The organism is Pseudomonas sp. CFBP2511, assembly GCF_030209255.1.
Taxonomy (GTDB): Bacteria; Pseudomonadota; Gammaproteobacteria; order Pseudomonadales; family Pseudomonadaceae; genus Aquipseudomonas; species Aquipseudomonas avellanae.
Genome location: NZ_JARVSI010000015.1, coordinates 259,283 through 280,005, shown reverse-complemented (window position 1 = coordinate 280,005; position 20,723 = coordinate 259,283). Strand labels below are relative to the sequence as shown.

At 61.1% G+C, this 20,723-nt stretch carries 20 protein-coding genes; 14 read left to right on the top strand and 6 right to left on the bottom strand.

Features of this window, described 5'->3' with window-relative positions; all coding sequences use genetic code 11:
- Positions 1-56: 56 nt before the first annotated feature.
- Entirely contained in the window at positions 57-962 is a 906-nt protein-coding gene (locus QRN38_RS13205; RefSeq protein WP_005762789.1) for a LysR family transcriptional regulator, read from the bottom strand.
- 103 nt (positions 963-1,065) lie between these two features.
- On the opposite strand from QRN38_RS13205, the gene QRN38_RS13200 reads away from it, so the two are divergent.
- Together QRN38_RS13200 and QRN38_RS13195 are read left to right on the top strand one after the other, a co-directional pair.
- Positions 1,066-2,268 (top strand): aspartate aminotransferase family protein, encoded by a 1,203-nt coding sequence (locus tag QRN38_RS13200; protein ID WP_007245967.1) that lies wholly within the window; start codon positions 1,066-1,068, stop codon positions 2,266-2,268.
- Between the two features lie 123 nt (positions 2,269-2,391).
- Complete coding sequence (locus QRN38_RS13195; RefSeq protein WP_005762784.1) at positions 2,392-2,925, top strand: DUF4174 domain-containing protein; 534 nt, start codon at positions 2,392-2,394, stop codon at positions 2,923-2,925.
- A gap of 54 nt (positions 2,926-2,979) precedes the next feature.
- On the opposite strand, the gene QRN38_RS13190 is transcribed toward QRN38_RS13195, so the two are convergent.
- Positions 2,980-3,420, bottom strand: a complete 441-nt coding sequence (locus tag QRN38_RS13190; RefSeq protein ID WP_057418110.1) for a CBS domain-containing protein — start codon at positions 3,418-3,420, stop codon at positions 2,980-2,982.
- 224 nt (positions 3,421-3,644) lie between these two features.
- On the opposite strand from QRN38_RS13190, the gene QRN38_RS13185 reads away from it, so the two are divergent.
- Complete coding sequence (locus QRN38_RS13185; RefSeq protein WP_057418111.1) at positions 3,645-6,008, top strand: DNA polymerase II; 2,364 nt, start codon at positions 3,645-3,647, stop codon at positions 6,006-6,008.
- Here QRN38_RS13185 and QRN38_RS13180 read toward each other — a convergent pair.
- Positions 6,005-6,850, bottom strand: a complete 846-nt coding sequence (locus QRN38_RS13180; protein ID WP_057418112.1) for an NAD-dependent protein deacetylase — start codon at positions 6,848-6,850, stop codon at positions 6,005-6,007. The two genes, QRN38_RS13185 and QRN38_RS13180, sit on opposite strands and share 4 nt — an antisense overlap.
- A gap of 167 nt (positions 6,851-7,017) precedes the next feature.
- On the opposite strand from QRN38_RS13180, the gene QRN38_RS13175 reads away from it, so the two are divergent.
- The gene (locus QRN38_RS13175; protein ID WP_054091070.1) at positions 7,018-7,860 is read left to right on the top strand and encodes a PhzF family phenazine biosynthesis protein; all 843 of its coding nucleotides are present in this window, start codon (positions 7,018-7,020) and stop codon (positions 7,858-7,860) included.
- A gap of 141 nt (positions 7,861-8,001) precedes the next feature.
- Here QRN38_RS13175 and QRN38_RS13170 read toward each other — a convergent pair whose 3' ends face one another.
- The 3 genes from QRN38_RS13170 to QRN38_RS13160 form a co-directional block, all read right to left on the bottom strand.
- On the bottom strand, positions 8,002-8,841 hold the full coding sequence (locus QRN38_RS13170) for a TIGR03915 family putative DNA repair protein (protein ID WP_057418113.1): 840 nt from the start codon (positions 8,839-8,841) through the stop codon (positions 8,002-8,004).
- Complete coding sequence (locus QRN38_RS13165; protein ID WP_024668515.1) at positions 8,838-10,058, bottom strand: putative DNA modification/repair radical SAM protein; 1,221 nt, start codon at positions 10,056-10,058, stop codon at positions 8,838-8,840. The genes QRN38_RS13170 and QRN38_RS13165 overlap by 4 nt, the downstream gene beginning before the upstream one ends.
- A gap of 71 nt (positions 10,059-10,129) precedes the next feature.
- The gene (locus QRN38_RS13160) at positions 10,130-11,002 is read right to left on the bottom strand and encodes a LysR substrate-binding domain-containing protein (protein WP_005762770.1); all 873 of its coding nucleotides are present in this window, start codon (positions 11,000-11,002) and stop codon (positions 10,130-10,132) included.
- 242 nt (positions 11,003-11,244) lie between these two features.
- Between QRN38_RS13160 and QRN38_RS13155 the strand changes: the two genes are divergently transcribed.
- From QRN38_RS13155 to QRN38_RS13110, 10 genes are all read left to right on the top strand, one after another.
- A complete protein-coding gene (locus QRN38_RS13155; RefSeq protein ID WP_057418114.1) occupies positions 11,245-12,087 on the top strand; it encodes a transporter substrate-binding domain-containing protein in 843 nt (280 codons plus the stop codon).
- A gap of 43 nt (positions 12,088-12,130) precedes the next feature.
- Positions 12,131-12,865 carry an amino acid ABC transporter permease gene (locus QRN38_RS13150; RefSeq protein ID WP_044389865.1) on the top strand — a complete coding sequence of 245 codons (735 nt, stop codon included), beginning with the start codon at positions 12,131-12,133 and terminating at the stop codon, positions 12,863-12,865.
- On the top strand, positions 12,855-13,643 hold the full coding sequence (locus QRN38_RS13145) for an amino acid ABC transporter permease (RefSeq protein WP_005762766.1): 789 nt from the start codon (positions 12,855-12,857) through the stop codon (positions 13,641-13,643). The genes QRN38_RS13150 and QRN38_RS13145 overlap by 11 nt, the downstream gene beginning before the upstream one ends.
- Positions 13,630-14,466: an amino acid ABC transporter ATP-binding protein gene (locus tag QRN38_RS13140; protein WP_011104117.1), complete on the top strand. Its 837-nt coding sequence runs from the start codon at positions 13,630-13,632 to the stop codon at positions 14,464-14,466. The genes QRN38_RS13145 and QRN38_RS13140 overlap by 14 nt, the downstream gene beginning before the upstream one ends.
- A gap of 27 nt (positions 14,467-14,493) precedes the next feature.
- Positions 14,494-15,087: a cysteine dioxygenase family protein gene (locus tag QRN38_RS13135; protein ID WP_005762760.1), complete on the top strand. Its 594-nt coding sequence runs from the start codon at positions 14,494-14,496 to the stop codon at positions 15,085-15,087.
- 54 nt (positions 15,088-15,141) lie between these two features.
- Entirely contained in the window at positions 15,142-17,940 is a 2,799-nt protein-coding gene (gene metC / locus QRN38_RS13130) for a cystathionine beta-lyase (RefSeq protein ID WP_057418115.1), read from the top strand.
- A gap of 68 nt (positions 17,941-18,008) precedes the next feature.
- On the top strand, positions 18,009-18,155 hold the full coding sequence (locus tag QRN38_RS13125; RefSeq protein ID WP_158607430.1) for a hypothetical protein: 147 nt from the start codon (positions 18,009-18,011) through the stop codon (positions 18,153-18,155).
- The gene (gene aztA / locus QRN38_RS13120; protein ID WP_011104120.1) at positions 18,152-18,901 is read left to right on the top strand and encodes a zinc ABC transporter ATP-binding protein AztA; all 750 of its coding nucleotides are present in this window, start codon (positions 18,152-18,154) and stop codon (positions 18,899-18,901) included. The genes QRN38_RS13125 and aztA overlap by 4 nt, the downstream gene beginning before the upstream one ends.
- Positions 18,898-19,767, top strand: coding sequence for a metal ABC transporter permease (locus QRN38_RS13115; protein ID WP_003376994.1), 870 nt, complete (start codon positions 18,898-18,900; stop codon positions 19,765-19,767). Before aztA ends, QRN38_RS13115 begins: the two co-directional genes overlap by 4 nt.
- 11 nt (positions 19,768-19,778) lie before the next feature.
- On the top strand, positions 19,779-20,675 hold the full coding sequence (locus QRN38_RS13110; protein ID WP_007245975.1) for a metal ABC transporter substrate-binding protein: 897 nt from the start codon (positions 19,779-19,781) through the stop codon (positions 20,673-20,675).
- The last annotated feature ends 48 nt before the right edge of the window (positions 20,676-20,723 follow it).

Sequence of the window (20,723 nt, the reverse complement as noted above, 5' to 3'; positions counted from 1 at the left end):
GGTGCAGGCGCAACGTCTCGCACCGGATGCAAGCTTACGCTGCACACTGCCAGCACCTATCGCCCCCACTGCGCCGTCGCAAACTCCACAAAACTTCTCAGCTTGGGCAGCCGGTAACGGTCTTGCACATACAGCAGGTTCATCGGCCGTCTGGGCAGGCGATAGTCCGGCAACAGCGCTACCAGTCGGCCCTCCTGCAAGTCACGCTGGACCAGCGCATCCGGCAGCATCACCACTCCCATCCCGGCGCGCGCCGCCTGATAAAGACCGGCTGATGTGTTGGCCACCATCGAGCCGTCCACGTCCACCAGAACCTCGCCTTCGGGCCCGGTCATGCGCCATTGCGTGCCGGCTGTGCGCCACTCATCGCCGGCCGGGTAGGCGAACGCCAGGCAATTGTGCGCGCGAAGGTCTTCGGGCCGGGTAGGCGCGCTGTGCCGAGCGAGATAGTCGGGCGCAGCGCAGATGGTCAGGGTGTAGTCCTGCAAGGGGCGGGCAATCAAGGGCGAGGATTGCGCAAGGTTGCCCAAGCGAATGGCGACGTCGAAACCGTTGTCGATCATGTCGAGGCGCTGGTTGGTCAGCACCAGGTCGAGTTTGACGTCGGGAAAGCGCTGCGAGAACCCGACCAGGGCAGGGGCCAGCAGCTCCGAGCCGAAGGTCAGAGGTGCGGTGATGCGCAACGTGCCGGTCGGCTCGCCCTGCGCCTGCTCGGCCAGTTGCTCGGACTGCGCCACCAGCCCCAGCACCTCAAGGCATCGCTGGTAATACGCAGTGCCGAACTCGGTCAACCGCTGGCGGCGAGTAGTGCGCTGCAACAGGCTGACGCCCAGGCGCTGTTCCAGCGCGCGCAAGTGATTGCCGACCATCGTTGTGGAAATCGAGCATGCCTGCGCCGCTGCCGTCAGGCTGCCGGTTTCGACAACCTTTACATACACGCGCATCGCCAGAAACAAATCCATTATCAATCTCAGCTTTAAAATGATTGAAGTATTTCGCCGTTTATCCAGAGCAGGTGGTTAACGATACTGCATAAACCGACACATACCCAAGGAGCTTCACGCCATGACCACCGCCTGCCTGATGAGCACTTATCAACCTCTGGCCCTGAGTTTCACCCGTGGCCTGGGCACGCGCCTGTGGGACCAGAGCGGTCGTGAATACCTGGACGCGGTGGCAGGCGTGGCGGTGACCAATGTCGGGCATTCCCACCCTATGCTGGTGGATGCCATTCGCGATCAGGCGGGTTTGCTGTTGCACACCTCCAATCTGTACAGCATTGACTGGCAACAGCGGCTGGCGCAAAAGCTCACCAGGCTGGCAGGGATGGACCGGGTGTTTTTCAACAATTCCGGTGCCGAGGCCAACGAAACCGCACTTAAACTGGCGCGCCTGCATGGCTGGCACAAGTACATCGAGCAGCCCTTGGTGGTGGTCATGGAAAACGCCTTTCACGGGCGCACGCTGGGCACGCTGGCCGCCAGCGACGGGCCGGCGGTGCGCCTGAGTTACAGCGACTTGCCGGGTGATTACATCAAGGTGCCGTTCGGTGATCTGCTCGCGTTCGACAAGGTTTGTGTAACCCACGGCCACCGGATTGCTGCCGTGCTGGTCGAACCGATTCAGGGCGAGGGCGGCGCTCAGGTCGCGCCGGCTGGTTATCTCAAGGCATTGAGAGAACGTTGCACGCGGCGTGACTGGCTGCTGATGCTCGACGAGATTCAGACCGGCATGGGCCGTACCGGCAAGTGGTTTGCCTTTCAACATGAAGGCATTGTGCCGGACGTCATGACCCTCGCCAAAGGGCTGGGCAACGGCGTACCGATCGGCGCCTGTCTGGCGCGAGGCAAAGCCGCAGAGTTGTTCACGCCCGGCAGTCATGGCAGCACGTTTGGCGGCAACCCGCTGGCGTGCCGGGTCGGTTGCACGGTCATCGACATCATCGAACAGCAGGCGCTGGTAGAAAACGCCCGGGTTCGAGGGCAGCACCTGCTCGGGCGCTTGCAGGAAGTGCTGGGCGGCCATCCGCAGGTCATGCAGGTACGTGGCAGGGGGCTGATGATCGGTATCGAATTGCGCGAGGCTATTCCCGAACTGACCCGCATCGCAGCCGAGCAACATGGCTTGTTGATCAACGTTACGCGGGGCAAGGTCATTCGTCTTCTGCCGCCCCTGGTGCTGGAGGCTGCCGAGGTGGAGCAGATTGTTCAAGGCCTGGCGGCAAGCCTCGACAGTGCGAGCTACCGTGCGCTCGAGCGCTCTGCCTGAACAAGGGATTACGGAAAAGGACTACATCGGGCTGTACCGGGATGACCCATATGCGGTAGAACAGACCAGCATCGCGTCTGTCTGCGCGCGATGGCTACCCAATGGATTTGAAAGGAGCCCACCATGTTAATCCGGTCCCTGACCCTTGCCAGCCTGCTCGTCGCTGCCGGTACAGCGTTTGCCGCTGACAGCGACAACCCTCTGGCGCAGGAGCGCGGCAAGTCGCGCCCTCTGATCATCATCGCGCCGAGCACGATTGACCCTACGCTGGTCAGCCTCAAGAAGGCGCTGGACGAGCCTGCCAACCGCGAAGCCTTTGCGCAACGCAACATGGTCTTGTTCACAGTGGTCAATACGATTGGTGAACGCAACGGCAAGACCCTCGACGCACAGTCGACCATGGCCTTGATCCGTGAGCTGAAACTGGGTGCAGGTGCGCAGACCAAGGTGATTCTGGTGGGCAAGGATGGCGAGAAAAAAATCGAGAAGTCTGGCGCGATAGACCCCAAGGAGATCTTCGCCACCATCGACCAGATGCCGATGCGCGAAAAAGAGGCCGCCGCGCCACCGCCCGAGCCGGAAGCCAAGCCTGCACCGGCTGAAAAACAGGGCAAGCCAGCGAAAGGCGGTGCGCCCGGCAAGACGCTGGACGACTGAAAGATCACGTTGCGCGCGGGTCACCGCGCGTCGCGTGCGTGTAACGTGTTCTGATTACTCGCCGCGAATGTATTGTTCAAGCTGCTGAATGAGGCTGGCCTGCTCGGCGATGGCTTCCTTCACAAGGTCGCCGATGGACAGCAGCCCCAACAACTGACCGTCTTCGACAACCGGCAAATGGCGTAAATGGCTGTCGGTCATAATGCCCATGCAGGTTTCCACGGTCTGTTGCGAGTCGACGGTAATGACTTTGCTGCTCATGATCTCACTGACCGGCGTGCCCACCGACGAACGCCCCTTGAGCACCACCTTGCGTGCATAGTCGCGCTCGCTGACTACACCAACCACCGTGCCGTTTTCCACCACTGGCAGCGCCCCGATATTTTTGTCCGCCATCAGCCTGAGTGCATCGAGCACCATATGATTCGGGCCAATGGTATGCACGTGCTGGTTGTGCAGGTCTTTCAATTTCAGCAGTTGGGCAACGGTTTTCATGGAGCTCTCCGTGATCAGGACCTGGATAACTGTAGTGCATGTGCGGGACCGCTACAGAATCATGCAGCCGGTGTAAGCGATCAAGCGTTAAATAAGGATGAAGGGCATAGACGCAATCAATGGTCAGTGCCCTGTCAATGTGCTCTCAATTCGATCGCCAGCCGCGCCTTTACGCCAATAGCCACGTAGAATCAGCGTGTCCATCTACAGTTGAGGTTGCAGCGTTGGAGTTACAGCAGGGCTTTATCCTGAGTCGGCACTGGCAAGACACGCCCGCCGGGACAGAAGTCGACTTCTGGTTGGCCACTGATCACGGTCCTCGCCACATTCGTTTGCCTTGCCAGCCCTCTGTCGCTTTTATTCCTGCTGAGCAGGGTGAGCGCGCGCAGTCGTTGTTGCGTACCGAGCGTGGAGTCGATTTGCGCCCGCTGGAGCTCTGCGATTTCCGCCATCGACCGGTGCTGGGGGTGTACTGCCAGCAGCATCGACAGCTGATGAACGTCGAAAAACTGCTGCGCAGAGGCAACGTGGACGTCTACGAAGCCGACATTCGCCCGCCTGAACGCTACCTGATGGAGCGCTTCATCACCGCGCCCGTGCAGTTCGGCGGCACGCCCAATGCCGATGGTGTGCTCTGTGACGCCCAGATAAGGCCGGCAGCGGATTACCGGCCCAGGCTGAAACTGGTGTCGCTGGACATCGAAACCACGGCGCGGGGCGAGTTGTATTCCATTGCGCTGGAGGGTTGTGACCAGCGCCAGGTGTACATGCTAGGCCCGGCCAATGGTGGCGACGAGGCGCTGGATTTTCAGCTCGACTATTGCGACACCCGCGCGCAGTTGCTCGAGCGTCTGAACGACTGGCTGGCGCTGCACGACCCCGACGCGATCATTGGCTGGAACGTGGTGCAGTTCGACCTGCGGGTCTTGCACGAACATGCTCAGCGCCTGCAGGTGCCGCTGCGGCTCGGGCGTGGCGGGGAAGCGATGGGCTGGCGTGAGCATGGCAGCCGCAACAACCACTTTTTCGCCGAAGTCAGCGGGCGGCTGATCATTGACGGTATCGAGGCGCTGCGCTCGGCGACCTGGAGCTTTCCCTCGTTCAGCCTTGAGAATGTCGCGCAAACCTTGCTGGGCGAAGGCAAGGCCATCGACACGCCGTATCAGCGCATGGACGAAATCAACCGCATGTTCGCCGAGGATAAGCCGGCACTGGCACGTTACAACATCAAGGACTGCGAGTTGGTGACGCGCATCTTCGCCAAGACCCAGTTGCTGACCTTTCTGCTTGAACGCGCCACCGTGACCGGTTTGCCTGCCGACCGCAGCGGTGGCTCGGTGGCCGCCTTCTGCCATTTGTATATTCCGCTGATGCACCGTCAGGGCTTTGTCGCGCCCAATCAGGGCGAACGCTTGCCGGAAGCCAGCCCCGGTGGCTTTGTGATGGATTCGCAGCCGGGGCTGTATGAATCGGTGCTGGTGCTGGACTACAAAAGCCTTTATCCGGCAATCATCCGCACTTTTCTCATCGATCCGGTGGGCCTGATCGAAGGCATGCGCCAGCCTGGAGACAGCGAATCGGTGCCCGGTTTTCGCGGCGCACGCTTTTCTCGCACGCGGCACAGCCTGCCGGCCATCGTCGAGCGTGTCTGGCAGGGCCGGGAGGCAGCCAAACGTGAGCACAACGCGCCGCTGTCCCAGGCCCTTAAAATCATCATGAACGCCTTTTATGGCGTGTTGGGGTCCAGCGGTTGCCGGTTTTTCGATCCACGGCTGGCTTCGTCCATCACCCTGCGCGGACATGAAATCATGCTCAAGACCCGCGACCTGATTCAGGCGCAGGGCTACACCGTGATTTACGGCGACACTGACTCGACTTTCGTCTGGCTGGGACGCCCGCACGGGCAGGAAGAAGCGGCAGGGATCGGCAAAGCGCTGGTGCAGCAGGTCAATCAGTGGTGGCGCGAGCACTTGCAGAACGAATATGGCCTGCAGAGCGCCCTTGAACTGCAGTACGAAACACATTTTCGACGTTTTCTGATGCCGACCGTGCGCGGCGCGGAAGAGGGCAGCAAGAAGCGTTACGCCGGGCTGGTCACACGCGCCGACGGTGCTGAGGAAATGATCTACAAAGGTCTGGAAACGGTGCGCACCGACTGGTCGCCACTGGCCCAGCGGTTTCAGCAGGAACTGTACCTGCGCATTTTCAAGCGCCAACCGTATCAGGATTATGTGCGTGACTACGTGCAGCGCACCCTGTCAGGCGAGCTGGATGATCTGCTGATCTACCGTAAGCGCCTGCGACGCAAGCTTGATGACTACCAGCGCAACGTGCCGCCGCATGTGCGTGCTGCGCGTCTCGCCGACGAGTACAACGACCAGCAGGGCCGACCCCGGCAGTATCAGAGCGGCGGCTGGATCAGCTACGTAATGACCACCGTGGGGCCGGAACCGCTGGAAATTCGCCATGCGCCGATTGACTACGATCACTACGTGACGCGCCAACTGCAACCGCTGGCCGATGCCATCCTGCCCTTTGTGGACGATGATTTCAGCACGTTGATCGGTGGGCAGCTCGGGCTTTTTTAGCGGGTAATCAGTTGCTCGGTCAGCCAGGGCAACACCTGTTCGCATGGCGCTTCGATCTTCATTCGCAGCAATTCATCTGCGCGGGTCTTGCCATGATTGATGGCGATGACCGGTTTACCCTGTTCGGCCATTGCCTTGCACAGCCGGAACGCTGACCAGGCCATCAGCGAAGTGCCGACGACCAGCAAGCCTTCGGCCTGCTCGACACTCAGCGTCGCCCTGGCTGCGGTGTGCGAAGCGACATTTTCGCCAAAGAACACCACGTCCGGCTTGAGCCTGTCGCCCTGGCAATGCGGGCATTCGGGCACCTTGAAACCGGCTTCGTAGGCGGGGTCCAGCAGGGTGTCACCATCGGGTGCCTGGGTCGCATGCACATCGGCCAGGTACAGATTGTGCGCCAGCATCTGCTCCTGAATGGCCTTGCGGTCGCTGCGCTGCTGACAATCCAGGCACAGCACGCGGTGCAGGCTGCCGTGCAGCTCGATAACGTCCTGGCTGCCGGCCTGGGTGTGCAGCGCATCGACATTCTGCGTGATCAACCCTTTGATGAGGTTTTCAGCCTGTAGTGCCGCCAGCGCCCGGTGTGCGGCGTTGGCCTGCGAGGCGCTGATACGCGGCCAGCCAAGCATGGCGCGTGCCCAATAACGCTGGCGGGCAGCGGGGTTGCCGACGAACTCCTGATACATCATGGGCTGTGCGCCACGTCGCACGCCGTCTTTGTCGCGATAGTCCGGGATGCCGGACGCGGTGCTGATGCCCGCGCCGGTGACCACCAGAAACGATTTTTCGGCCATTGTCCGGCGCAGGCTATCAAGCAGATCAAGGGTTGGGCTGTCGAGCATGTTGGACCTCGGGCGGCGAGCGTGGAGATTGACGTCAAGCGTCGCAGATAGCTTCTCGGCAAGTCAGAACTGTGAGCCGTCGCGGCGAAGGTTGGTTCAATATCCCGTTGTCTGGCCCGCACCCGGCGTGGCAATCTGCGTTTTTTACTTCTGGAAAGGAAGCCTTGATGCGTTCGTTTGATTTCAAGCAACTGGATGTTTTCAGCGATCAGCCGTTGCTCGGCAACCCGCTGGCCGTGGTGCTGGGTGCCGATGGCTTGACCGACGAGCAGATGGCAGCCTTCGCACGCTGGACCAATCTTAGTGAAACCACGTTTCTGCTCAAACCCACAGACCCGCGTGCCGACTATCGGGTACGTATCTTTACCACCCTTGAAGAGCTACCGTTCGCCGGTCATCCCACCTTGGGCAGCTGCCATGCGTGGCTGGAAAGCGGCGGCGTGGCGCGAGGTGAGGAAATCATTCAGGAGTGCGGGATCGGTCTGGTACGCATTCGCCGCGAGGGCAGCGGGCTGGCATTTACCGCGCCACCGTTGTTGCGTTCGGGCGCGGTAGACCCTGAGCTCATCGAGCAGATCCGCCTGGGCATGAAGCTGGGCGCGGGTGAGATTCTGGATGCGCGCTGGGTAGATAACGGCCCGGGCTGGGTCGCGCTCAGGCTGGCCGATCGCGCCAGTGTTCTGAGGTTACAGCCCGACTACGCGCAACTGAGCGGCCTGAAACTCGGCGTCGTTGCGCCATGGGACCCGGTGGTGGACGGTGACGAGGCGCAGTTTGAAGTGCGCGCTTTTGTTCCGGGTGACGGCATGGCCGAAGACCCGGTGACAGGCAGCCTAAATGCTGGCATCGCCCGCTGGTTTCTGGAAGAAGGGCTGGCGCCGGCTCGTTACGTCGTCAGCCAGGGCACCGCGCTCGGGCGCAAGGGCCGTGTGTCCATCCAGCGCTTGGGTGACGATATCTGGGTGGGCGGCTCGACCGTGACCTGTATTGAAGGGCGGGTTTCGCTCTAGACGCTGAGCGTGATGCATCAACCAAGGCATTGCCGATAATCTCGACTATCGTGCGACGCTCTGCGACGCATGCCGTTCTGGACGCTCTGCGTCCGATTCTGGATGCATTGGCCAGGGCACGAGCGTCGCAACGTCAAAGGCTCAATCCCTGAGCGCAATCTTCTTGCCGCGTCGCGCAGCGATATCGCTGGCCTGGCCGTCGCGCTGCTTGCCCGTACGCGCCTGGGTGATGAGTGCCGGGATCAGTGGGCCTTCGGGCAGGTTTTTCCAGAAGCGTGAAGGGAAATGACCTTCCATGACCTTGGGGTTGAGGCGCGCAGGGTTGAAGATGTGGCTGTAATAGGTCAACCACAATTCGCCGTGCGGGTCTTCGACCTGTCGGGCCATTGTTTGCCACGCTTCAGGGCAACGTCGTTCGTGGATCAATTGCTTGCCGTCGTAATACACGCCGTCTTGTGGTGTGGCAATCATCCAGCGGTGCTGGCCCATGCGGCCGATGAAGTGCTCGCTGGCACTGTGCAGAATATCGTGGGCCGGTTCATGCCAGGCCACGTATTGCGGGCGCATGATCGCCGCATCGTTGTCGGCTGGCGGCAATGCGACAAAACGCAAAAAAGCATGCAGGTGATGCGCCTCGCGGCGTACAGCCTTGAGCCGTCGATGCAGCTCGCTGCCCAGTTTGTCGCCGGCCATCATGGCCGTGCGGTCACCGTGAGTGACGCGCCACAGCACTTCGTACAGCAAACTCCAGCGCTGTTCGCCTCGATAGCGCGATGTGCTTTGCAGCAACTGCAGCAACTCCAGCGGCACGCGGGCCTGAAACGGGCCGGATTGTTCGGGGTATTGTTCTTCGCTGCCAAACAGGTCGGTGACGTCCGGGGATTTCCAGCTGACCTGGCTGGGGTCAATTTCATGACTTAACAACCAGCGCGCTTGCAGCCGCCAGGTGTCGAAAAGGTCGTCACAGTCCAGGCAGATCATCCCCACAGCCCCATTTGCTGAGGCTGCGGCCGGTCACGCAACTGGTGATGGAGGAACTCGCTGGTGGTTTCCGCATGCGGCGGGTGGTAGTCACTGGTGATGATGAACGGCTTGGCCTTGGCGAGTATGCAGCGCATGCGGGCCAGGTCTTCGTAGCGGATGCGCCGCTGCATGCGCAGTTCGACCAATCGCTGCGTGGTGCGGATACCAATACCCGGCACCCGTGCAATCAGTGCCGCGTCTGCCTTGTTCAGGTCCAGCGGAAACACTTGTCGGTTACCCAGCGCCCAGGCCAGTTTGGGGTCGATGTCCAGCGCCAGATCGCCGGGGCCGCTTAGCAGTTCGCCTGCGGTAAAGCCGTAGCCGCGCAGCAGAAAGTCAGCCTGATACAGCCGGTGCTCGCGCATCAAGGGCGGCGCGGCCAGCGGCACGCTGTTGGGGCTGTTGGGGATCGGGCTGAACGCCGAGTAATAGACGCGGCGCAGCTTGAAGTCGCTATACAGCGTCTGCGCACTGTGCAGGATGGTGCTGTCATCGGTGGCGTCGGCGCCAACGATCATCTGGGTACTTTGCCCGGCCGGGGCAAAACGCGGCGAGCGCGGTTCGTTGCGCACGGTCTGTTCGCCGGTGTAAATCGTCTGCATGGCCTGCTTGATGGATGCGACATCTTTTTCCGGCGCAAGGGTTTGCAGGCTGACGTCCGTTGGCAGCTCGATATTGACGCTCAGGCGGTCCGCGTAACGCCCGGCTTTTTCGATCAGCGCCGGGTCAGCGTCGGGGATGGTCTTGAGGTGGATGTAGCCGCGAAACTCGTGCACTTCGCGCAGCAACCGCGCCACTTCAACCAACTGTTCCATGGTGTAATCCGCCGAGCGGATGATCCCGGAACTCAAAAACAGCCCGCTCACGCAGTTGCGACGGTAGAAGTCCAGGGTCAGGGTGACCACTTCTTCGGGCGTGAAGCGCGCGCGGGGCACATCGCTGGAGCGGCGATTGACGCAGTATTGGCAGTCGTACAGGCAAAAGTTGGTCAGCAGGATTTTCAGCAGTGAAACGCAGCGCCCGTCAGGCGTATAGCTGTGGCAGATGCCCATGCCGTTGGTGGAGCCCAGGCCGGATTTGTTCTGCGAACTGCGCTTGGGTGCTCCACTGCTGGCGCACGACGCATCGTACTTGGCGGCGTCGGCCAGAATGCTGAGCTTGTCGATGAGCTCCATGAAGTGCCCCTTAACTGTTTGGATGTACAGTATAGGGTCGACTGGCTATTCACAAGTACCGCACGGCGGAGTTACAGGCTCTGGCTTGCGCGTATCAGCTCATAGGCCTTGCGCGCCAGCGGGTTCAAGGTATTGGGCCTGATCCACAGGTGGTAGGTGACGTCCGGCAGGCGCGGCAGGCCTTCGCTTTCCCCCAGCACGCGCATGTCCGGGCCGAGCATTTCCATGCTGCGTGGCGTCACGCCAAGCCCCGCGCGGGTGGCGGCCTTGATGCCGATCAGGTTGGAAGCCAGATAGGCCTGGCGCCATGGAATGTTGGCCGCCTCCAGCGCGTGCAGCGCATAGCGCCTATAGATGCTGGGCTCATCGACCAGAATCAGCGGCAGGGGCTCGCCCGGCACATGAATGTACTGCGCCGAGCAGATCCACCAGACCGGTGAGGTTCGCAGGGCGAAGCCCTCCAGCGTCGGGTCTTCGCGGGTAGAAATCACCATGTCGACTTTGCCGCGGTGCAGGTCGTCCATCAGGAACGGGCTGCGCCCCACATCGATCTCCAGGCGTAGCCTTGGCGCCGAACGGGCGATGTGGCTGAGCAGCGGCGGCAAAATGGTGTCGGCGATGTCATGGGGCGAGCCGATGCGCAGCACGCCGCTCAGGCTGCTGTCGCGCAATGAATTGAGCGCATCGTCATTGAGCGACAGCATCTGCCTGGCGTGCCTCAGCAGTTGCCGACCCGACTCGGTCAATTGCTTGTGCCGTCCTTTCTTCTGAAACAGGCTGACACCGGTCTGCTGCTCCAGGCGCTGCATGTGCTGCGTGACCGAAGACTGGGTTCGCGCCAGGTGAGCGCCGGCCTGAGCAAAGCTGTGCTGGTCGACCACGGCAACGAAGGTGCGCAGCAGTTCCAGATCGAGCGTCGAGGTTGTTGTGGGTGAGTCGGGCATGGTCTCGGGTCGAACTCATATCAGGATGGCTGAGGAATACATTACGAAAATTAATGTGTTTTGTGTAGGTCCTTAGATATTTACCATTTATCGCCAATATTTGCTGGGTGTCATGAGCTGAATGGGCATAAGTGAACTTAAAGTTATAACTATATTTGATATTTGAATTTCCGTTAACGGGCGGCGATCCGTAGTGTCGCTGCATCAGGTCGGGGCTCGCCGATCATCAACCGGGGTATTTCATGTCGAACAAGCGCTCATCCGTTTCAGGTTTTCTTCCAGCGATGCTGGGCGTTCTGGCCAGCATGGCTGTTAGTGGTTTTGTGCTGGCGGATGCAACGCTGGACAAGGTTCAAGAGCGTCATCGTCTGGTGGTCGGGGTGTTGCTGTCAGGTGGCCCGTTCGGCTCCATCGACCCCCAGACCCGCAAACCCCAAGGCGTCAATGTGGAGCTGGCCGAGGACATAGGCAAGCGGCTGGGTGTCGAGGTCGAACTGGTGTCGGTATTGACGGCCAACCGCGTGCAGTTTTTGCAGCAGGGCAAGGTGGACCTGTTGATCGCCAACATGGAATGGACGCCTGAGCGCGGCCAGCTTCTCGGCTCGGTGCCCACCCCGTTTTACCGCGTGGGTGGGACTGCTGCCGTGCTCAAGGACAGCACGATCACGCGCTGGGAAGACCTCAAGGGCCAGCCAGTCTGCACCTCGCAAGGCAGCAGTTACATCAAGGCACTGACTGAGTTTGGTGCCGACATCAAAGCCTTCAAAAGTTCGTCCGAATCGTTGCTTGCGTTGCGCGGCAACAATTGTGTCGCGGCCGTGCACGACGCCACGCTGATCAATCCGTTGCTGGCAGGTAATGATGAGTGGAAGGGCTATCGCGCCATCGCACCAGAGCTCAATCCTGCGCCATCGGTGATCTGGACCCGTTCCGGTGAAACCGACACGCAGAATCGCCTCGACAGCATCGTTCAGGACTGGCACCGCAGCGGCTGGCTGATCGAGCTGGAAAAACGCTACAACATCACCCCTGCATCACCCGCACTGGTTGAACTGCATGAGCAGTTCAAGGGCAAAGGCGCCTGATTCTCTTGCTTCGGCGTTCACTACCCTCCTGCGAGAGAACCTCATGAACCACTGGCTTGAATCTGCGGTGCAGTGGGCTGCCGGTATCGGTCTGAACTACGCCTTTTTGCTCGACGCCTATCAGCGCGGCACGATGCTGGAAGGTGCCGTGACCACACTGTGGCTGTGCCTGCTCACCATCATCGGTAGCCTGCTGGCCGGCGTTGCTCTGGCGGCAATGCTGACCTCGGGTAAAGCCTGGCTGGCCATGCCTGCGCGGATATTCATTGAAGTCACGCGCAACACGCCCACGTTGGTGCAGCTTTACTGCGCGTTTCTGGTATTGAACATGTTGCTGACCCAGGCGGTTGGCGCGGCGAATCCGCTGACCCCGTTTGCCTGGGTGGTGATCGTGATTTCCCTGCACAAGGGTGCATTTCATGCCGAAGCACTGCGGGCCGGTATCGAAGCGGTACCCGCCGTGACGCTTGAGGCGGCCAGTTCACTGGCGTTCAACAGCCGTCAATTGTTGTGGAATGTGCAGTTGCCGCTGGCCGTGCGTTTCGCCTTGCCGTCGCTGGTCAACAACCTGATCGATCTGGTGAAGATGACGGCGGTGGCGTCGGCGATTGCGGTAAATGACATCACCTACGCCTCGATCATGATCTGGACTCAGAGTGACAACGTGCTGGAACTGATGATTCTGTTGCTAAGTTTTTTCGCGGTGCTCAGTTTTGCAGTTAATTGCGCAGGGCGTGCCCTGGAAGCTCGCTTGAGGATGCCCGGCTATGGCGATTGACTCGTCACTCGCCACGCCGCCCGCCTGGCCGCGTCGCCGCCTGGTTACAGTGAGCCTGGCAGTGCTGTTGGTGAGCGCGCTGTTTTATTGGGCGTCTGGACGCCCGATATTCAACGCTTTGGTGCAGTGGTCGCCCGCACTGGCGGGCGGTTTTGCGCAGAACATTCTGATCAGCCTGGTCGCCATCGGCCTGGGCTCGGTGTTCGGTCTGCTGGTCGGGGCGCTGGGGCTTTCGCCGTTCCGCTTGCTGCGTTTGCCAGCGCGTCTGTGGGTGCAGGTCTTTCGTAATGCGCCGTGGCTGGTGTTGATCTACTTCACCACTTATGTGTTCCCATTCGAGATCAAGATTGCCGGAACCTACATCGCCTTTCCTGACTGGGTGAAAGTCACCCTCGGCCTGGCATTGCCTGCCAGCGCCAATGTGGCCGAGATCTTTCGCGGCGCAGTGGCCTCTATCCCCAGCACCCAGTGGGAGGCTGCACGTTCGCTGGCCTTCACGCGGGGGCAGATTTTTCGCTCGATCATCCTGCCGCAGTGCTTCAAACGCATGTTGCCGCCGTGGATGAACCTGTACGCGGTGATCACCATGGGCACGGCGCTGGCGTCGCTGGTGGGCGTGCATGATGTGATCGATACCGCGCAGATTGCCAGTAACACGGTCAACCAGACCGGTTTCACGGTGGTTATCTATTGCAGCCTGCTGGTGCTGTTCTTCGCTTATTGCTACCCCATTTCCCGTCTGACTCACTACCTGGAGCGACGCTATGCCTTCCATTGATTCTGGCGCCCAGTCACTGGTCAGTCTGCGTGATCTGCACCTGTCGTTCGGCAATAACCGTGTGCTCAAGGGGATCGATCTGGATGTCGAGCGTGGTCAGGCGGTGTCGATCATCGGCCCGTCGGGCTCGGGCAAGTCGACCATCCTGCGCTGCATTACCGGCTTGTTGCAGACGCAGCGCGGCAGCATTCGCGTCGGTCAGACCCGGGTTGATGAGTTGACGCGTGAAGCCGAGCGCATCGAGTTGCGCAAGCGGGTCGGGTTTGTGTTTCAGCAATACAACCTGTTTCCGCATTTGTCAGTGCTGGAAAACCTGGTGATAGCACCCCGCAAGGTGCTGGGCATCGAGCGCGGCGAGGCAGAAAAACAGGCGCGGGCGTTGCTGGCCAAGGTGCGCATGGAGCACAAGGCCGATGCGTATCCGGGGCAGTTGTCCGGCGGGCAGCAACAGCGGGTGGCCATCGCTCGCGCCCTGACCATGCGTCCGGAACTGATCCTGTTCGATGAAGTGACCTCGGCGCTGGACCCGGAAACGGTCGGCGAGGTGCTGACCGTCATTCGCGAGCTGACCGAGGAGGGCATGACCTGCGTGTTGGTGACTCATGAGATGCGTTTTGCCGAGGAGATCAGTGACCAGGTGTATTTCACCGAGAACGGCCTGATTGTCGAACACGGCAGCGCCGAGCAGATATTCCAGCGCCCGACCAGCGAGCGCACGGCCGCGTTTTTGCGCCATGCACTGGGGGATGCGGGACGTCGAAACCACACGGCGGGCGACCCGTTTCTGCTGAGCAATATCAGCCGCTACAGCCTGTCCGTCTAAATCAGAACCAAAAAAGGGAGCACCTGTATGAGCCTTGATGACCGAACCCACGTAATAGAAGCGTTTCTGCAGCAAGTGCGCGTCATCCACGAGCGCGGCGTGGACCGTGCGGCACTGGCTGAAATTGTCACGTTGCTGGAGACGCTGGCCGAGCGGCATGACCTGTTCAATTTCGCCGGTTTTCCCGCTCCGGTGGCGGGCGAGGGTGATACCGCGTTTCGCTACCGGCTCAACGACGATGGCGAAACCCCGACGCTGTACATGAATTCCCTGTTGCCCGGCAAAAGCACCTTGCCGCATAACCATGAAACCTGGGCGGTGATCGTCGCGGTGCAGGGTCAGGAAATCAATTACGTATGGGCTCGCACCGATGACGGCAGTGACCCGGCCTTCGCCCGGCTTGAGCTGGAGAAAGAGGTGGTGGTTCAGCCCGGCACGCCGATTTCGTTTCTAGGTGAAGACCTGCACGGCATCAAGGTCGAGGGCGATCAGCCCACCTTGCATTTCCACCTCTACGGCCGTCCGCTGGAATCACTCAACGGCCGCTATGGCGTCAATCAGGAAGGGCGCGTGCTCAATTACAACGCTTCGCAGATGGCACCTTCGATTCAGGCGTATTAAGCCGGTGCGAGGTGCGTGCGATAGCGTTTTCTTTCAACTCAAATGAGCCACCCAATGAGCCAGAACATCACCCCGGCGCACCTGCAACAATGGCTGTTCGACGGGCAGGAAATTGCCCTGTTCGATGTGCGTGAGCATGGCCAGTATGGCGAAGCGCATCTGTTTCACGGGGTGACGCTGCCCTACAGCCGTCTGGAACTGGACATCCGCCGTCTGGCACCGAACACTGCCGTGCGCCTGGTGATTTACGACCATAGCGGCAGCGATGTCGCACCGCGAGCAGCCCTGCGACTCGCTGCGTTGGGCTACGGCAACGTGCACATTCTGCAGGGCGGCGCGCATGGCTGGCGAGAATCGGGCCGACAGCTGTTTGCAGGCGTGCATGTGCCGTCCAAGGCATTTGGCGAGCTGGTCGAGCAGGTCAGCCACACGCCGCATGTCACGGCCACGCAACTGGCACAGTGGCAGGCGCGCGGCGAGCCGCTGGTGGTGCTGGACGGCAGGCCGTTCGATGAGTACCGCAAGATGACCATCCCAGGTTCCGTGTGCTGCCCCAATGGCGAGCTGGGTTATCGCATTCGGGAACTGGTTGGCGATGACAGCACGCCGATTGTCGTCAACTGCGCCGGGCGCACACGCAGCATCATCGGCGCTCAGACGCTGATCGATATGGGCCTGAAAAACCCTGTATATGCACTCGAGAACGGTACACAGGGTTGGTACCTGGCCGATCTGCAACTGGAACACGGCAGTGTCCGGCGCTACCCGGATGAGGTGTCCGCAGCGGCGCTGACCCGACAGCGCAATGCTGCCGAGGCGCTGGCCAGGCGCGCGCAGGTGCAGACCGTGACGGGCGGACAAGTGCAGCGCTGGGCTGAGGAGTCCGGTCGCAGCCTGTTTCTGTGTGATGTACGCAGCGCCGAAGAATTTGCCGCAGGCAGCCTGCCCTGCGCGCAACACACGCCTGGCGGACAGTTGATTCAGGCCACCGATCTGTACGTTGGGGTGCGCAACGCACGGCTGGTGTTGCTGGACGCCGATGGCATTCGCGCGCCCATTGTCGCCAGTTGGCTAAGGCAACTGGGGCATGATGCATATGTGCTGGCTGACGGCGTCGAGAGCGGCCTGTCGCTGCCGGTGGCTGAAGCTAACGTGGCCACGGCAGACGTGCCGGGCATCAGCATTCAGGTACTGGAAGACGCGTTGAAAGACGCGGCGGTTGCGCTGATCGATCTGCGTTCCAGCACGCGCTACCGCAAGGCACATATCGACGGCTCGCGCTGGTCGATTCGCCCGTTGCTCGCAGGTGTTCTGGCGCAGGAAATCAGGCCGGTGGTGCTGGTCGCCGACGATCCGCTGATTGCGCAACTGGCCGTGCAGGAATTGCCTTTGGCGCAGCGTCAGCAGACTCGCGTGCTTGAAGGCGGCGTTGAGGCCTGGCAGGCGGCCGGGCGGCCAGTGCGCGAAGGCAGCGCAAGTCTGGCAGACGAGCACTGTATCGATTTTCTGTTCTTCACCCATGATCGGCACTCGGGCAACAAGGACGCTGCACGTCAGTACCTGGCCTGGGAGATCGGTTTGCTGGGGCAAATGACCGCGCAGGAGATTGCCAGCTTCAAGCCGCTGCAACCCGAACCGGCGTCTGGCGGGCCGCGCAATCCGTCGCTGCGCGATCCTTTGCTACGTACAAGGCTGGTGCATGCAGCACGTACGGCCAAGGGCGATGGAATGCGTGGTGTCAATGTGCCCGTCACGCGTCTGAGTACGGTGCTGTTCGACAGTTTGAGCGAGATGCGCGATGTGCGTAAGCGTCGCGACAGCGAGCGGCTGTTGAGTTATGGCGCGCGAGGCAATCCGACGGGCTTTGCCCTTGAAGACCTGGTCACCGAGCTGGAAGGTGGTTATCGCACCCGGCTGTTCAGCAGCGGCCTGGCTGCGGTGGCGCAGACGTTTCTGGCCTACCTGCGCCCCGGCGATCATGTGTTGCTGACCGACGCCGTCTATTCACCGGTACGCCGTGTGGCGCAGGAGTTTTTGCAGCCGTTCGGGATCGAGGTCAGCTATTACGCCGCCGACGGTCGAGGGCTGGAAGCGCAGTTGCAGGACAACACACGCATGGTCTACGCCGAAGTGCCCGGCTCACTGCTGTATGAGCTGTGCGACCTGCCTGCACTTGCGGCGTTGTGTCGGCCGCGCGGAATTCTGCTGGCGGTGGACAACACCTGGGGCAGTGGCTATCTGTACCGACCGCTGGCGCTGGGTGCGGACATTTCCATCATGGCCCTGACCAAATACCTGTGTGGCCACAGTGATGTGGTGATGGGCAGCGTCTGCACCCGCGAAGACGTCTGGGCGCCAATTGGACGGATGGGCGACACTTTGGGCAACGCGACCAGCCCTGATGATGCCTGGCTGATACTGCGCGGCGCACGCACGCTGGCCTCGCGCGTGGAGGTGCATGAGCGCCAGGCGCTGGAGGTCGCGCTGTGGCTTGACGCCCACCCGCAGGTTGGCCGGGTGTTTCATCCGGGCTTGCCCACACATCCGCAGCATTGGCTGTGGAAGCGCGATTTCAGTGGCAGTAACGGTCTGCTGTCGTTCGAGTTGCGTGACGATGATCCCGCATTGGCAGAGCACTTCATCGGCGCCTTGCAGCTGTTCGGCCTCGGGGCGTCGTGGGGCGGTTATGAGAGCCTGATCACAGTGGCCGAGCTCACGGCGCGGAGCAGCGAAGAAGACAGGCAGCTCAACACCGTGCTGCGCCTGCACATCGGCCTGGAGGATGGCTCGGCGCTGATCGAAGATTTACAGCGCGGGTTTTTGGCCTGCATGGAGGCTCGAACGCGAGGATGAATGTTATTTAATAACATTTGCAAGACTGCTATGTAATACTGTAACGAATAGTTGCAGGTTACTCTCGCGTGAAAATTCCTTCTACCTCTTCAGTAGCAAGTGCCTCGATAGCAGGCTCCGTTCTGGCTCAACCAGCCTGGAAGCGGGTCCTGTTTTCTCTGGTCATATTGGCATTGCTGTGGCTGGCCATCGGCTGGTCGGTGGCCATTCCGTGAGCGCCGCCATTGGCCTGGAAAACCTGACCGTCGCCTACGAGCGTCGCCCGGCGGTGCATCACATCAGCGGGCGCTTCGAGGCGGGCAGCCTGACGGCGATTGTCGGGCCGAATGGCGCGGGCAAATCGACCCTCATCAAAGCCATCGCCGGCACCATGAAACCGGCCCAGGGGCATATCGACCGGGGCCGTCTGGCGACCCGCACGATTGGCTACCTGCCGCAGGCCGCGGAGATCGACCGCAGCTTTCCGCTGAGTGTTGCCGACACGGTTTCGATGGGTGCCTGGCACAGCATCGGGCCATTTCGCAGCCTGACGCGCAATCATGCTCGCCTGACCCAAGAGGCTTTGCACACGGTTGGGCTGGAAGGGTTTGAAGCGCGCAGCGTCGGCTCGCTGTCATCCGGGCAGTTTCAGCGCGTGCTGTTTGCGCGCCTGTTGTTGCAGGACGCCTCGGTGATCCTGCTGGACGAACCGTTTACCGCCATCGATGCACGCACCACCCGCGACCTGCTGGAGCTGGTGCGGGTCTGGCACGGGCAGGGCAGGACGGTGATCGCCGTGCTGCACGATATCGAACAGGTGCGTCAGCACTTTCCGCAAACCCTGTTGATGGCCCGCGAAGCCATTGCCTGGGGTGAGACCTCGCACGTGCTTAGCGACGCCAACCTGCGCAAGGCGCGCAACATGGCTGAATACTGGAGCCCAGACGCCTCGCTGTGTGATGCCGAGGATGAACGCTCATGATGCTGTATAGCCTGATTGTCGAGCCGTTTGTCGAGTTCGGTTTCATGCGCCGCGCGCTGGTGGCGTGCCTGGCATTGGGCATTGGCTCAGGCCCGGTGGGCGTGTTGCTGATGCTGCGGCGCATGAGTCTGGTCGGCGATGCGATGAGTCATGCGGTTCTGCCGGGGGCTGCAGTGGGTTTCATGATCGCCGGCCTGTCGCTGCCCGCGATGGGCTTTGGCGGACTGATCGCCGGGCTGGCGGTGGCGTTGCTGTCCGGGCTGGTCAGCCGGCTGACCTCGCTGCGTGAAGACGCCAGTTTTGCCAGCTTTTACCTGACTTCATTGGCTGCCGGGGTGCTGATCGTCTCGCTGCATGGCTCCAGTGTTGACCTGTTGCACGTGCTGTTCGGCACCATTCTGGCCATCGACGACACCGCCATCTACATGGTGGGCAGCATTGCGTCGTTCACGCTGGTGCTGTTGGCGGTGATCTATCGCCCGCTGGTGCTGGAGTGCTTCGATCCGGGGTTTCTACGAGCAGTCGGCGGGCGCGGCTCGCTGTACCATGTGCTGTTCCTGTTGCTGGTGGTGCTGAACCTGGTCGCAGGTTTTCAGGCGTTGGGCACCCTGATGGCGGTGGGCATGATGATGCTGCCTGCCACCGCCGCACGTTTCTGGAGCAATTCGCTCAGCGGCCTGATGGTCATCTCAACGCTGATTGCCACTCTCTCCGGGCTGATCGGCCTGATCGTTTCCTACCACCTTGGCGTCGCTTCGGGGCCGGCCATCGTCCTGACCGCCAGCGCGTTCTACGGTTTGTCCCTGTTATTCGGGCGCACGGGCATCGTGCGTCGACTGTTTCCCAAACCTCACCTGGCTCACTGAAAAGGTATGTCATGAAACGATTGATGGTGTTGAGTTCCATAGCTGCACTGGCGTTGTCGGCATTTGCCAGCCTTGCCCAGGCCAAACCGCTGGAAGCGGTGGCCTCGTTCACGGTAATCGCCGACATGGTCAGCACCGTCGGCGGCGACCGGGTCCATGTCAAATCGCTGATCGGCCCCAATGGCGACCCGCACGTCTACGAGCCGACGCCCGGCGACGCTCAGGCGCTGAAGAATGCCGACCTGGCGTTTGTCAGTGGTCTGCATCTGGAAGGCTGGATGGACCGGCTGATCAAGGCGTCGGGCTACAAGGGCCAGCCGGTGGTACTTTCCGAGGGTATCAAGACCCGCAGCATGGACGAAGACGGCAAGCGCATTGTTGACCCGCATGCGTGGAACAGTGCGGCGAACGGGGTGGTTTACGTGCGCAATATCATCGCTGCGCTGAAAAAAGCTGATCCGCAAGGGGCCAGTGAGTATCAGGCCAATGGCGAGCGCTACATTCTTGAATTGCAGCAACTGGATCTCTACGCCCGCGATCAGATCCATTCGATTCCTGCCGCCAACCGCAAGATTCTCACCTCCCATGATGCGTTCGGTTATTTCGGCGATGCCTACGGTGTGACGTTCCTGTCACCGTTGGGGCTGTCCACCGAGTCTGAAGCCTCCGCAGCCGATGTCTCGAAACTGATCCGTCAGATCAAGGCCGAGCATGTCAGCGCCTACTTCTTCGAGAACTCCAGTGACCCGCGTCTGGTCAAGCAGATTGCCCAAGCCAGCGGTGCTCAGCCGGGCGGCGAGTTGTATGTGGAGTCGTTGTCGCCAGCTGACGGCCCGGCAGCGACTTACGCGAAGATGTTTCGCTACAACGTCGATACCCTGACAGCGGCCATGAAGCGCAATCAATAAACGGACAGTCGCGCAGCTAAGGTTTCCCGGAGCTGCGCGCGTCAACGC